Origin of the sequence: Streptomyces sp. NPDC006879, from assembly GCF_042869595.1 — a bacterium.
Classification (GTDB): domain Bacteria; phylum Actinomycetota; class Actinomycetes; order Streptomycetales; family Streptomycetaceae; genus Streptomyces.
In genome coordinates, this window is record NZ_JBIAGC010000004.1 from 150111 (window position 1) to 163442 (window position 13332).

Here is a 13332-nt window from a genome sequence, read left to right on the forward strand (position 1 = left end):
CCGTCCTCGCCGCGTTCCGTTCCGGCAGTCCGGCGCCGACGGGGCCCGGCGCGTTTGAGGGGCCCCCGGGCGCGCCAGAGATGGGGACATGTCACAGCACTCGTTTGTTCCGGTCCCGTCCGAAGAAGTACGTGAGGCCCAGGAGCGGGGACTTCCCGTCGTGGCTCTCGAATCGACGATCATCGCGCACGGCCTACCGCGCCCCCGGAACCTCCAGGTCGGCCGGGAACTGGAGGATCTGGTCCGGGCCGCCGGCGCGGTGCCGGCCACCATCGCGGTGGTGGACGGCGTACCGCGCATCGGTCTGGACAAGGACCAGTTGGAACGGATCGCAGGCGACGAAGGGGTGCGCAAGCTGGGCCACCGTGACCTGGCTCCCGCTCTCGCCGCCCGGGTCACCGGGGCCACGACGGTGTCCGGTACCGCCTACCTGGCCGCTCGGGCCGGTCTGAGGGTGTTCGCGACGGGTGGCCTTGGTGGTGTGCACCGCCAGTGGACGGCCTCGCAGGACGAGTCGGCGGACCTGGCGCTGTTGGCGCGGACCGGGATCACGGTGGTGTGCGCCGGAGTGAAGTCGATCCTGGACGTGCCGGCCACGCTCCAACGTCTGGAGACGCTCGGGGTGACAGTGCTCGGCTACGGGACGGATCGTTTCCCCGGCTTCTACCTGCGGGATTCGGGGGAGCCCGTGGACTGGAGCGTGCACACGCCGCAGGAAGTCGCCCAGGTGATGGCCGCTCAGGACATTCTCGGCGGACCGCAGTCGGCACTGTTGGTGGGCAATCCGGTGGCCGAAGTCGACCAACTCGATCCGGTGACGCACGGCCGGGTGCTGGCCCGCGCACTGGACGAGTGCCAGGAGCGGGGCATCGTCGGCCAGGCAGTCACCCCCTTCCTCCTGGACTTCCTGGTCCGGGGCACCGACGGGGCCTCGCTGCGGGCGAACCTGTCCGCGGTGCGCGGCAACGTGGAGTTGGCCGCCTCGATCGCCGGCGCATGGGCAGCGCGTTGACCGAGCGGCTCCTGGTGGTGGGCGACGTGGTCACCGATGTCGTGGCGCTGTACTCCGAACGGCTCCGCCCAAGCACCGACACCGCCGCCCGCATTCGTACCCTCCCGGGCGGGGCAGGCGCCAATGCGGCGTGCTGGGCCGCCCATGAAGGCGCGGCGGAGGTGGAGCTGCTGGCCCGAGTGGGCGGCGAAGCGGCCGACTGGCACGAGGGAGAACTGCTCCGGGCAGGAGTCAAGCCGCGGCTCGTACGCGATCCAGACGCGCCCACGGCAACCGTGGTCTGCCTGGTCGACGCGGCGGCTGAGCGGACCTTCTTGACCGACAACGGGGCGGCCCTGCGCCTGGACACGGCAGACTGGGATCCCGCACTGCTCGAAGGAACCACCCACATCCACCTCTCGGGCTACCTGTTCTTCGCCGAGGCCAGTCGCGCGCTGGCCCTGCTGGTCCTGCGGTCGGCCCAGGACCGCGACATTCCGGTCAGCGTGGATCCCGCTTCCGCCGGATTCCTCATGGAGCTCGGTCCACATCGGTTCCTCGACGCCGTCGATGGCGCCGGCGTCCTGCTCCCGAACCAGGACGAGGCCGCCTTGCTCACCGGGTGCGCCGACCCGGCCCAGGCCACAGCCGCCCTGAGCCAGCGGGTGCCGCTGGTGGTGACGACCCTGGGCATGCGGGGCGCCCTGGTCGCGGAAGGGGGAACGCTGACCGGACGGGTGGCGGCGCCGGTTGCACGCGCCGTGGACTCCACCGGCGCCGGCGACGCCTTCACCGGCGGGTTCCTCGCGGCCCGCCTGGAGGGCGCGTCCCCGCTGCAGGCCGCTCGGGCCGGCTGTCGTACCGGCGCCCTCGCAGTGGCCCGACCGGGCGGCCGGCCGGGCCACTAGTGCATCCATCAGGTGGTGCCGCCCGCGGCGTCCGGTGGCACGAGCGCAAGGCGGAGCATCGCCCGATGGCCGGACCTATCCGGGCGGGCCCGTACCCCGTCCTTCGGTCAGGCCCCGATCAGCGCGGGGACACCCCGCTCCAAGCAGGGTGTCGGGGGTCGTCGGCCTTCACCACCACGTCCGCCGTACGGTCCGGGCCGATCTCCTCCTCGTACCGGGCGAAGGCAGGTAGGGTCCAGAGTTCGCGTTCCTCGGTACGGCGGGCCAGTGCGCCCGGCGACAGCCGGATGTGCACGCTCAGGTCGAAGGGGAACCAGTGCCTCAGCAGCAGCGGCCCGTGGAGCACCACCACGGCACCGGGCGGCAGTTCCACGTACGGGCTCCGGGTGGCCCGGTCACGGGCCGGGTCCCACAGATCGGGCAGGACTCGCCCGCTGCCAGCGGGTGCGGTGGGGTCGAAGACCTCCCGCCACAACGCTGCGGTGTCGTACCAGCCGTCGAGATAGCTTTCGAGGTCCTGCCTGCCGTACTCGAACCGCAGCGAGGCCGGGCGGAGGAACCCGTCGGCGGCGGCCACCAGCACCGGCCGGCCCCGTACCCGGAGCTGCTCGGCGAGCGCCCCGGCCAGCGGCCCGGTTCCGGCGGCCGGGGCCCCGTCGACAGCCACCCGTAGCCAGGGGCCTGCGACGTCCAACCCTTCCAGGTGCGCGGCCAGCCGGTCGGCCAGCAGGTCCCAGGTGATCGATTCCATCCGCACCCTCCCATCATGTGCCACCGGCGGGCCGGCTGCCCCGGACCCCTCCCTTCCGCGCAGGTCGTCGACTTAACTGGACCGGTGGACAACACCCTCGGATTCGCCCTGGTCTTCGTCTCGGCTGTCGCCTCCGGCCTGGTGGCCGGGGTCTTCTACGCCTTCTCCACCGGCGTCATGCGAGCCCTCGGGGCGCTCCCGCCGGCGCAGGGCATCGCCGCGATGCAGGCCATCAACGCTGCCGTCATCAATTTCTGGTTCCTGGCCGCCTTCCTCGGCGCCGGTGCGCTGGCCACCGCCTCCGGGGTGCTGGCCCTCGTGAAGTGGGGTGGGCCAGGCACCGGTTGGGCGCTGGCGGGTGCGCTCACCCAACTGCTCGGTTCGGTGATCTGGACCATCGCCTTCCATGTCCCCCGCAACGACGCACTGGCCGCGCTGGACCCCTCGGACCCGTCGAGCGCCGCCTTCTGGCGCAAGTACCTGCGGGTGTGGACGGTAGGGAACCACCTGCGGACCCTCGCCGCCCTCGCGGCCTGCGCGTTCTTCATCGCCTCCAGCGTTGTCAGTGCCTCCCCCTAGCGTTCTTCTCAGTGGATCAACCGCGGAACACCTCCGCGGGATCCGCCCTGGGAGGGGTGTGCCATGTCATCCGTCAGCACGAGCAACAGCGCGTCGGGAGAGCGGACTTATCTGGAGCTTTCGCAGGACGGCGGAGGCGCGCACAAGTTCTACGAAGTGGTGGTCGAGGGCACCAGTGTCACCGTGCGCTACGGCAGGATCGGCGCTGACGGAGCGATCCAGACCTCCTCCTTCCCGACGGCCGAGAAGGCCCGGGCCGCGGCGGCGAAGAAGATCGGCGAGAAGGTCCGCAAGGGGTACGCACCGGCTGTGCAGGGCAGGCGGGCCGCCCGGCCGGTGACCCGACGGCAGGTCACCTCGGCTCCGTCGACGGCCCGTTCCACCGCCCCCGTGCTGTGGCGCTTTCGCACCGGAGCCTCGGCTTTCGGCATCCACATCGACGAGGACCGCTGTTGGGTCGGCAACCAGGCGGGCGATGTGTACACGCTGAGCCACAGCGGGGAGGTGCTGGCGCGCTACTCACTGCCGGAGGGGGTCAAGTGCCTGGTCGCAGACGAGTTCTGGATCTACGCGGGCTGCGACGACGGCACCGTGTACGACCTGTCCTCCAAGCTCCCCTTCGGGGCCTACGACATCGCCGAAGACGTGGACATCTTCTGGTTGGACATTCACGAGGGCGTGCTCAACGTCGCTGACGCGGCCGGCGGACTGACCGTCATCGACCACGAGGACGAGTTCCAGTGGTCGCGCAAGTCGCAGGGGCGTTCCGCGTGGATGGTGCGTGCTGACGACCGCGGCGTGTACCACGGGCATTCTCACGGAGTGACGGCTTACGCGGCCGACGGCGGGCAGCAGTTGTGGCACACCCGCACCCAGGGAGGGGTGCTGTTCGGGTGGCAGGAGGAAACCTCCGTGTACGCCGGCACGGGACGTCACGTGGTCCAGCGCCTGTCGAAGAGGACCGGCGCGGTCGAAGCCACCTACCAGTGCGATACGGCGGTCTACTCCTGTGCGACCGCCCCGGGTGGGCGGCACGTCTTCGCTGGCGACTCCTCGTCCTCCGTGTACTGCTTCGACGCCGACGGCACCCGCCTGTGGAAGCTGGGTACGGGCGGTGGGTCCGCACTGTCGATGCAGTACCTGGACGACCGGCTCTACCTGGTCACCACCGACGGCTCGTTGGTGTGCGTGGACGCCAGCGAAGCGGCGATCGCCGCCGCCCAGCAAGGGACCGTGCCGGCCGCGGTGGACGTGAAGTCCCGAGCCGCGCTGCCCACGTACACCCCGGCCGACTCGGTGACGGCGGTGGCGACGATCGAGTCAGTCCCGGCGGACGGCATCATCGTCGAATGCGTACAAGTCGGCGGTCGGCTGCGCGTACACGCCGTGTCCACAGGCTACGAGCAGGACTGGAACGTGCAGTTCCCGCGCGGCATACGGCAGGCCGGCGCACGCTATGTGGTGGACGCGCTGCACCCGGCGGCCGGCTTCTACCGGGTTCGGGGCGAGATCCGGCGACTGGTCTGAGCGTCGGGGCCCCGGTGGCCCTGCCGGGTTCACTCCGGACCGGCTCGTTCAAAGGGTACGCGCCGCACAGCGGGGTGGATCGGCGGCGATCGCGAGCGGACTCCCCTGGGGGAGTACGTAGGTCGCGTACAGGACCACCGGTTCGGTGCCGAGGTTGCGCCCGAGGTGGACGTGGCGTGGACCGGAGGCCTCGACGAAGCTGCTTCCGGCTGGTGTCACCTCGACCGAGCAGTCATACAGCGTCCGGGTGAGCGTCCCGGACTTGATCACCGCGATCAACTGTCCCGGGTGGTAGTGCCAGCCGGTCGAGCCGCCAGGCTGGATGGTGATCTCCCGGACGATCACATCGGTGGAAGCCTCGGTCCGGACGCGCATCGGCTGCTCGGCGCTGCCTGCGGCCAGGATCACGCCGGAGACCAGGTCGTCCGAGGCTCTCGAAGTGGCCGCGGGCACCTGAAGCGGCACCGCGGCACCGCCCGCGGTCTTGGACGACCCGCGTATTCGCGCTCGATCGGTCCGCTGCACTCCACGCATGAGCTACCTCCACCTGGTCGGACACCGTGTCCGAAAACCAGCACACGATACCGCCGCCCCTACCCGATGACTCCGCTCACCCCGCTCAAGTTTCCTTGGCAGCGGCGTAGTTGAGATGCAGGCTGATGAGGGGTGAGATCCGGGCCGGACGGCGGTATCACCTCGATATGCCTGCTCAGGTCATCGAAGTGCTGAAGCCGATCCACTGTGCCCTTTGTCATCACGGACCGCTGCTCCGGCTGGTCCGCGAAGCGGGCGTCCCACAGTGCCTGGACTGCACAGGCCTGGGGCACCTGGTCTATCTGCCGCGTGGGGACGTGGCCCTCACGCGAAGGTCACGTGAGGGAAGCTCGCTGTGCGCGGTCGTGCTGCGGTTCAACAGACGTCGACGCCGCTACGAGCGGCAGGGGCTGCTGGTCGAAGCGGAAGCGCTCCAGCGGGCCCTGACCCGGTGTGAAGCCGATGCCGAAGCCCGAGCCCACCGCCGGTCCCGTGACCGTGCGCGCCGCGCCGCCGAGGACGTGCGCTTCACCGAGGCCTTCGCCGCGGAGATCCAGCGGCTGTTCCCGGGGATACCGCCCGCGCGAGCCCGGGCGGTGGCCGCTCATACGGCCCTGAGGGGCAGTGGCCGGGTGGGGCGCAGCGCGGCGGGCCGCGCCCTGGATGGGGGCGCGGTCACCGCCGCGGTGCGGGCGTCGGTACGCCACCACGACACCGAGTACGACGCGCTCCTCCTGGCGGGGACCCCCCGGCTGGAAGCACGCGCCCGGCTGGCACCCGTGATCGAGGCGGTACTGACGGCCTGGCGGCAGTCGGATCAGGACCCCGTGGCGGAACGGGACCGTCGGTAGAGCAGCACTCCGCCGAACAGGAGGGCCGCGCTGGCCGGCACCGCGTACCCGATCCCCTCCGCCCCGGTGTGAGCAAGCCCCGAACCGGGCCGTTCAGGGACTTCGGCGGGGGGTACCGGTTGCTGCGGGGTGGACGGCAGAGCCGGGGGCGCCGGCGGGGCAACCTCCGGCTCTACCGGTCGGGGCTGCTCGGGCTCCGGGGCCGGTGGAAGGGCCGCGGACTCGTTGACGGCAGTGTTGCCGAACGCCGGGTTGCCGATGCCCACCACGCTCACGGTGTTACCGCTGGCGTTGACCGGGAGTTCCACCGGGAGTTGGAGGCCGTTGCCGGAGAGCACTCCGGCCGAGCCCGTCACATGGCTGACGGCGTCGGTTCGCCCCTCGTGCGCCCCACCAGCCGAGCTGTGGGAGGCGGGACTGACGGCCCGCCCCCTGCCCTGACTCTGCGGGTGCGGGTGTTCGGCGGACTTGTTCGTACATGCGTTACCCATGGCCGGGTTGAGGAGGCCTACGACGTTCACGGTGTTGCCGCACAGGTTCACCGGAAGGTCCACAGGCAGTTGCACGGCGTTCCCGGAGATGAGCCCGGGTGAGCCGGTCGTCTGCGCGTCAGCGCCCGAATCCGCTTGGGCATACCCGGTGATGGCGAGGGCGCCACCTGCGACGACGGCCGTGATCAGGCCATTACGGCGAACCTGCCTCATCAGTTCCCTGCTTTCCGGAGTCTTCCTCGGGCTTCTGCCCGCAACGGAATCAACCGAGAACGGACCATTCGGGTTATGGGTCGTGAGGAAATCACTCCTTCGAGTAGCCCGTCCGGACCTTCTCCTAAGGCGCGGCCAGGGCCTGGACGGGATCCGTGCACGGACGGCCCCGGGGCCACCAGTCCTGCTGGCCCGGCTCGGACTCGTACGGGTACCAAAGGCCGTCCCGGCCAAGCCGGATCTGACGCCCCGCGTCGGCAAGGCGGTTGCGGTCGGGGCGGAACGCACCGAGACCGGCCGCGAGGAGAAGCGGCCGGGCCCGGTCGAAGGGCCCGGCGGGAGGATCCCACGGGTCGTCCAGGACGGACAGGGCAGCCAGACCGCCCTGGCGCCAGGCGGCCACCGCCCTCGCCAGTTCGGTGGGGGTGCGCGCGGTGGCCCGGGAGAGATCGCGGTAGAGCTTGCGGGTGCCGGCGGTCAACCCCGCGGTCGGGTGGGCGGCAGCCAGCCGTACCGCGTCCTGCCACTCCGTCAGTGCGGCCACCGGGTCGGCTCCAGTGGTCAGCAGGGCGTGGGCCCGGGCGGCTGCGCCGGCCGCCAGGTGCTCCAGGGCCAAGGGGTCTGGGGCTCCGGCCGCCGCCGGATAGGCCGGCGGCACTCCGGGGCCGTTGGGTGACGGCAGCGGGGGTGGCAGTACGAATACGGGAGCGGCGATGGCGTCCTCGGCGAGAACCACGGGCAGGGCCGGCGCCCGGGGGCGGCGTTCGCGGGCGGACTGCACCGCGTTGCGCCGGGACAGCGCCTTCAGGAGCTCGCGCTCGCCCCGGCCACGCATCAGCAACAACGCGAAGGGGTCGTCGTCGAGCAACCGAGCGACCTGATAACAGAGCGCGGCTGCGTGCTTGCAGGGTCTGCCGTGGTCTGGGCAGGAGCAGACGGGCAGCAGGTCACCCGGGCCGGGCAGGAGTCGAACACCGGCACGTGCTGCGAGATCAGCCAGGGCCCGGGGTACCTCGCGGGCCAGGAGGGCCGCCAGATGAGCGGGATCGGCTGCGATCAGGTCCAGGAGCCGGTCCCAGTCCTCAGGCGCCAGCGTCTCCAGGCGTAGCTCGGCGCGATAGGGCCGTACCCGACCGCCTCGGACGTAGGCGACGATCCGCCCGGGGGTGACGGTGATCGCTTGGACACGCCCTTCGGCCGCGTAGGCCCGCCCCCGCAGGAGTCGGGCGGAGTCGCGGGCGCGGTTCTCCAGGGCGTCGACCCAGGCATGCCCCCACCAACTGTCCGGCTCCAGCCCTGCCGGCACGGAGTCGAAGCTACGACGGCGGTGGTCAACGGTGCCGGTCATCCCGGCCTCCGCAGTGCGACGAGGTCGGCGAGTTCGGCGTCGGTGAGTTCGGTGAGGGCGCTCTCGCCGTGGCCGAGGACCGCGTCGGCCAGGGCGCGTTTGGCGGTGAGGAGTTCGGCGATGTGGTCCTCCACGGTGCCTTCTGCGATGAGGCGGTGGACCTGGACCGGTCCGCTCTGGCCGATGCGGTGCGCACGGTCGGTGGCTTGTTCCTCGACTGCTGGGTTCCACCACCGGTCGTAGTGGATGACGTGGCCGGCCCGGGTGAGGTTCAGGCCGGTCCCGGCCGCCTTGAGGGAGAGCAGGAACACCGTGAAGGCGCCCTCCTGGAACCGGTCGACCAGTTCCTCGCGCTTGGGCACCGCAGTCGCGCCGTGGAGCAACTCGGTGGGCACCCCCCGTCTGCGCAGGTGTTCCTCGATCAGCCGCGCCATCGTGACGTACTGGGTGAAGACCAACACCGCCCCCCCTTCGGCGACGATCGTGTCGACCAGTTCGTCGAGCAGCGCCAACTTGCCCGAGCGATTGGCGGTCGTGGGCCGCTCCTCCTTCAGGAACTGCGCCGGATGGTTACAGATCTGCTTGAGCGAGGACAACAACTTCATGATCAGACCTCGGCGGCCGATGCCCTCGCTGCCCTCGATCAGCGCCATGGTCTCCTCCACGGTGGCCCGGTACAGCGAGACTTGTTCGCGGGTGAGGGAGACGGGATGGTCGCTCTCGGTCTTGGGAGGCAGCTCGGGTGCGATCCCGGGATCGCATTTGCGGCGCCGCAACAGGAAGGGGCGCACCAATCGCGCCAGCCGGGCCACTGCCTCCGCGTCCTCCCCCTGTTCCGCGGCACGGGCGTGCCGGGCCCGGAAGGCGGTCAGCGGGCCGAGCAGACCCGGAGTGGTCCAGTCGAGGATGGCCCACAGTTCGGACAGGTTGTTCTCCACGGGTGTACCGGTCAGCGCGACGCGAGCTCGGCCGGGCAGCATGCGCAGGGCGCGCGCCGTCGCCGAACGCGGATTCTTGACGTGCTGCGCCTCATCGGCCACCACCAGACCCCACGGCTGCTCCGCGAGTTGTCCGGCGCTGGCCCGCAAGGTGCCGTAGGTGGTGAGAACGAACTCGTCCGCCACCAAGCCCTGCAAGCTCCGCTCCACCCCGTGGAAGCGACGGACTGCGACACCGGGCGCGAACCGTTTGATCTCTCGCTGCCAGTTGCCCAACAGCGATGCCGGACAGACCACCAAGGTGGGCCCCGCGGTGGCCGGATCACCTCTGCGGTGCAGGTGGAGCGCGATGAGGGTGACCGTCTTCCCCAGACCCATGTCATCGGCCAGGCAGCCGCCTAGGCCGAGCGAGGTCATCTGAGCGAGCCAGGCGAGCCCCTGCAACTGGTAGCCCCGCAGGCTGGCCGCCAGCCCCGCCGGCGCCGCCAGCGGTGGCGGCCCGGCACCCAGCCGGTTGCGCAGGTCCGCGAGGGCTCCCAGCGGGGCGGCCTCGACCAACTCCCCGTCCACCTCCACCGAACCCGACAGGGCGACGGAGAGCGCCTCGACGGGGTCAAGCAGCCCGAGGTCCCGCTTGCGGAGCTTGCGTACCAGCTCGGGGTCGACGCGAACGTACTGGTCGCGCAGGCGCACGACGGGGCGGTGTGCATCAGCCAGGGCTTCCATCTCGGCGGTGGTCAGCCGGTCTTCGCCCAGAGCCGCCTCCCATGCGAAGGCGAAGAGCGTGCCGGCCTCGAAGAAGGCGGTCCCGTCGGTGGCCGATCCCGGGGCTGGTCGCACCACTGCCCTGACGGTCAGGGCCCGGGTTAGTTCCCGGGGCCATTGCACGCTGACCCCGGCCGCGGCGAGTCGCCCGGCAGCGCTTCCAAGGAGGTCTTCCAGCTCCGGATCCGACAGCGCGAGCACATCCGGCACGGGCTGCTCCAACAGCCGTGTCAGCGGTGGCCAGACCCGGCCGGCCCGGCGCAGGGCCAATGTCGCCTCGGACCGGGCCCGCGGGCCGAAGAGATCGCTGGCCTCACCCGCCCACAGGAGGGCGGCATCGGTGATCAGGGTTGGATCGGTGCGGCTGTGCACCTGGACGATGGCCGATCCGGCCCGGCGCACCGGGGCGCTGCCCGCGAGTTCGGCTCCGTGTGATGTGAGGGGCTCAGCCGAGGCGTCGAAGAGGGTGAGGGCGCTCAGGTCGAGGCGCAGCGAGACGGCGACACCGGCATCCGTGCCCTCGGCCACTTGCGCCGCCCACGCCCGGACACTCCCGGGCGCGGCCAGCGGCCTGGCCGCGACTCCCGCGAAGGGCGCACCGAACGCGTGCTCACCAGCCGGGGTGCGCGGCAGGGTGTCGGCGACCGCGTCGAGGAAAGCACGGATCAGCGCCTCCGGTTGGGGAAGTACGAGCTGTCCACTGCCGTCCACGGGCGTCGCGTACCCCTCGACGGGCAGGGCCGCGGCGACCGAACGCAGGTGCGCCACGTCCTCGGGGTCCAGCGGCCCGACCCGCCAGGCGTCCTGGTCTGCGGCGGTGAGCCCGGGCAGCAATCTTCCCCGCGCGACGAGGCCCAGGGCGTGCAGGGCCGCGGCTGCCCAGCAGCGGGTAGCTGGGTGGGCGGTGCCCTCGCGACGGGCGTGGGCCAACAGCGCAAGCGCCTCGGTGAGGGTGAGCCGGGTCGCCGGGACGGTCCGCACGGTGGCCTGGGCGCCTTGGGCCAGCACCACGGTCAGGGTGCTGTCGGCGTCCCCCTCCGGCTCCCCGTCCGGGGACCAGAAGGCGAACGTCCCTTCCCTGGGCACGTCTGCTGGGAGGAAGACCGCAGCCCTGCGGATCAGGGAGTGCGGGGTCATCGGTTCCCCCTTCCCGGGTGGCTAGACACGGTGTCCTGTGGCGCCGGGCGTACTGCCGAGCGTCCTTCCCAGCGAGTCTAGGACGGCCCGGTGACAACCTCCGCGACCTGGTGTTCCTTGGTCGGGACGGTCGGTCCGCCAAGGGCCGGGCCCGCCTGCGGGGCGTGGTCCCCCGCGCTTGCGGGAGGGGCGCCCGGCGCCGTCGATGACCCGCAGCACCACTGCGGGTACGTTCCGGCCCTGATGTGGATTTTTCCTCCCGTAGGGCGAGAGCTCAAGGCAGGCGGTGAGACCATGGCCTTGAGGCGAGGACCATGCAGCGCACCGGAAACGAACCTCTGACCGCCCGCAGCCCCCTGCGGCTGCGTTTCTGGCTGAGCGTGTGGGGGCTGCTGTGGTCCGCGGCCGGCACGGTCGCCTTCTCCCTGGTCGGCCGACCGGGGTGGGCAGCGGCCTGCGGAGTGCTCCTGGCGGTCGTGATCATCGATATGTTCATGATCGTGCGGCATATCCACCAGGGCCCGCACTACCAGCCCGGTCCGGACGTCCCCCCTTACGAACCCGACCACGGTTGGAATCACCCCCCTCGGACGCCCTTCAACGACCGCCACAGCAACCCGTAGGCTTCGGAGCATGCTGAAGATCGGGCTCACGGGTGGAATCGGTGCCGGCAAGAGCGAGGTCTCTCGCCTGCTGGGCAGATACGGAGCGGTGGTCGTCGACGCGGACCGGATCGCCCGGGAGGTCGTTGAGCCCGGGACCGAAGGGCTCGCCGCCGTCGCCGAAGCGTTCGGCGAGTCGGTGTTGACCCCTGACGGCGCCCTCGACCGCCCACGACTGGGCTCGATCGTCTTCGCCGATCCGGAGAAGCTGCGCACCCTCAACGCGATCGTGCATCCGCTGGTCGGCGCCCGCTCGGAGGCCCTCCAGCAGGCCGCGGGCCCCGGGGCCATCGTTGTCCACGACGTACCCCTGCTGACCGAGAACGGGCTGGCGCCGCTCTACGACCTGGTGATCGTCGTGGACGCCTCACCCGAGACCCAGCTGGCCCGGTTGACGACCCTGAGGGGCATGACCGACTCCGAAGCCCGGGCCAGGATGGCCGCGCAAGCCACCCGCACCGAGCGGCTTGCCGTGGCCGACCTCGTGATCGACAACGACGGCCCGCTGGAGGCACTGGAGCCGCAGGTCCAGAAGATCTGGGCGGAGCTCAAGGAACGCGCCGCCATCACGAGCTGAACGGTGCGGAGTCGGCCCACCCGATACTGCGGGTGGGCACGACACCTCGCCCCGGTCCACACAGGATCGCTCAGGCGTCTCCCTCGCGTTCCGCGAGGAAGCGCTCGAACTCCCTACCGATCTCGTCGGCGGAGGGGATCTCGGTCGGCTCGGCCATCAGATTGCCCCGGCTCTCCACCCCCACAGCCGCGTCGTACTGGTGCTCCAGGCCCTGCACCAAGGTGACCAGTTCCTCGTCACCCTCCCGGATCTGCCGGTCGATCTCCGTCTGCGTGCGGTGCGCTTCGGTGCGCAGTGCATGCGCGACTCCCGGGAGGACCAACCCGGTGGCCGCGGTGATCGATTCCAGAGCCGTGAGCGCGGCGTCCGGGTAAGGGGAGCGGGCCACGTAATGCGGAACGTGTGCGGCGACTCCCAGCACGTCGTGGCCGGCCTGGGCCAGGCGGTACTCGACCAGCGATTCGGCGCTGCCGGGAACCTGGGCCTCCTCGAAGGGGCTGCGGTGCCCGGGCATCAGGTCGGTGCGGTTGCCGTGCGGGGTGATGCCCACGGGCCGGGTGTGGGGGACGCCCATCGGGATGCCGTGGAAGTTCACCGCGAGGCGGACTCCGAGACGCTGGACGATCTGGTCGACCGCCCGCGCGAACCTCTCCCACTCCACGTCCGGTTCGGGGCCGGAGAGCAGCAGGAAAGGGGCACCTGTGGCGTCCTGCACGAGGCGGACCTCGATCAGGGGTTCCTCGAAATCGGTCCACCGGTCGCGCTTGAAGGTCAGCAGCGGGCGCCGGGCCCGGTAGTCCACGAGTCGGTCCGCGTCGAAACGCGCCACCACTTGGTGGGGAAGGGTCTCCAGCAGCCGTTCCACGATCTGCTCGCCGGTCTCACCTGCGTCGATGTACCCCTCGAAGTGGTAGAGCATCACCAGCCCCGCTGAGTCCTGGGCGAGTGCCACATCGGCCACGGCAAGGCCCTTCTCGTCCCACTCGTACAAGTCCCTTGGATCCAGCACCTTTACCACTCCTCCTCGCGTTCACTGCACCAGAACGCCATCGGGCGCATG

Annotated in this window: 13 protein-coding genes; 7 read left to right on the forward strand and 6 right to left on the reverse strand. The window is 71.0% G+C overall.

The features are described 5' to 3' along the window. Positions 1 to 88: 88 nt before the first annotated feature. Together ACFYMC_RS05145 and ACFYMC_RS05150 are read left to right on the forward strand one after the other, a co-directional pair. Positions 89 to 1012, forward strand: coding sequence for a pseudouridine-5'-phosphate glycosidase (locus tag ACFYMC_RS05145; RefSeq protein ID WP_388519018.1), 924 nt, complete (start codon positions 89 to 91; stop codon positions 1010 to 1012). Further along, positions 997 to 1899 (forward strand): carbohydrate kinase family protein, encoded by a 903-nt coding sequence (locus tag ACFYMC_RS05150; protein WP_388519021.1) that lies wholly within the window; start codon positions 997 to 999, stop codon positions 1897 to 1899. The genes ACFYMC_RS05145 and ACFYMC_RS05150 overlap by 16 nt, the downstream gene beginning before the upstream one ends. Before the next feature lie 118 nt (positions 1900 to 2017). On the opposite strand, the gene ACFYMC_RS05155 is transcribed toward ACFYMC_RS05150, so the two are convergent. Further along, positions 2018 to 2656 (reverse strand): uridine kinase, encoded by a 639-nt coding sequence (locus ACFYMC_RS05155; protein WP_388519023.1) that lies wholly within the window; start codon positions 2654 to 2656, stop codon positions 2018 to 2020. 78 nt (positions 2657 to 2734) lie between these two features. Here ACFYMC_RS05155 and ACFYMC_RS05160 point away from each other — a divergent pair, with 78 nt between their 5' ends. Beyond that, positions 2735 to 3229 (forward strand): DUF1772 domain-containing protein, encoded by a 495-nt coding sequence (locus ACFYMC_RS05160; protein WP_388519026.1) that lies wholly within the window; start codon positions 2735 to 2737, stop codon positions 3227 to 3229. A 63-nt stretch (positions 3230 to 3292) separates the two neighbouring features. Continuing rightward, on the forward strand, positions 3293 to 4756 hold the full coding sequence (locus tag ACFYMC_RS05165; protein ID WP_388519028.1) for a WGR domain-containing protein: 1464 nt from the start codon (positions 3293 to 3295) through the stop codon (positions 4754 to 4756). Positions 4757 to 4804: 48 nt separating this feature from the next. Here ACFYMC_RS05165 and ACFYMC_RS05170 read toward each other — a convergent pair whose 3' ends face one another. Continuing rightward, positions 4805 to 5290, reverse strand: coding sequence for a cupin domain-containing protein (locus ACFYMC_RS05170; protein ID WP_388519031.1), 486 nt, complete (start codon positions 5288 to 5290; stop codon positions 4805 to 4807). 167 nt (positions 5291 to 5457) lie between these two features. On the opposite strand from ACFYMC_RS05170, the gene ACFYMC_RS05175 reads away from it, so the two are divergent. Continuing rightward, the gene (locus ACFYMC_RS05175) at positions 5458 to 6141 is read left to right on the forward strand and encodes a DUF2293 domain-containing protein (protein ID WP_388519034.1); all 684 of its coding nucleotides are present in this window, start codon (positions 5458 to 5460) and stop codon (positions 6139 to 6141) included. Here the strand turns inward: ACFYMC_RS05175 and ACFYMC_RS05180 are convergent. The 3 genes from ACFYMC_RS05180 to ACFYMC_RS05190 form a co-directional block, all read right to left on the reverse strand. Further along, positions 6108 to 6845 (reverse strand): chaplin, encoded by a 738-nt coding sequence (locus tag ACFYMC_RS05180; RefSeq protein ID WP_388519037.1) that lies wholly within the window; start codon positions 6843 to 6845, stop codon positions 6108 to 6110. The genes ACFYMC_RS05175 and ACFYMC_RS05180 overlap by 34 nt on opposite strands. A 124-nt stretch (positions 6846 to 6969) precedes the next feature. Then, the gene (locus ACFYMC_RS05185; RefSeq protein ID WP_388519040.1) at positions 6970 to 8193 is read right to left on the reverse strand and encodes an SWIM zinc finger family protein; all 1224 of its coding nucleotides are present in this window, start codon (positions 8191 to 8193) and stop codon (positions 6970 to 6972) included. Then, positions 8190 to 11033, reverse strand: a complete 2844-nt coding sequence (locus ACFYMC_RS05190) for a DEAD/DEAH box helicase (protein ID WP_388519042.1) — start codon at positions 11031 to 11033, stop codon at positions 8190 to 8192. Before ACFYMC_RS05190 ends, ACFYMC_RS05185 begins: the two co-directional genes overlap by 4 nt. 314 nt (positions 11034 to 11347) lie before the next feature. Between ACFYMC_RS05190 and ACFYMC_RS05195 the strand changes: the two genes are divergently transcribed. Both ACFYMC_RS05195 and coaE read left to right on the forward strand, forming a co-directional pair. Next, positions 11348 to 11656, forward strand: coding sequence for a DUF6343 family protein (locus ACFYMC_RS05195; RefSeq protein ID WP_388519045.1), 309 nt, complete (start codon positions 11348 to 11350; stop codon positions 11654 to 11656). Positions 11657 to 11666: 10 nt separating this feature from the next. After that, the gene (coaE, locus tag ACFYMC_RS05200) at positions 11667 to 12272 is read left to right on the forward strand and encodes a dephospho-CoA kinase (protein ID WP_388519048.1); all 606 of its coding nucleotides are present in this window, start codon (positions 11667 to 11669) and stop codon (positions 12270 to 12272) included. Positions 12273 to 12342: 70 nt separating this feature from the next. Here the strand turns inward: coaE and ACFYMC_RS05205 are convergent, their stop codons facing one another. Then, complete coding sequence (locus tag ACFYMC_RS05205) at positions 12343 to 13281, reverse strand: PAC2 family protein (RefSeq protein WP_388519051.1); 939 nt, start codon at positions 13279 to 13281, stop codon at positions 12343 to 12345. Positions 13282 to 13332: the final 51 nt, after the last annotated feature.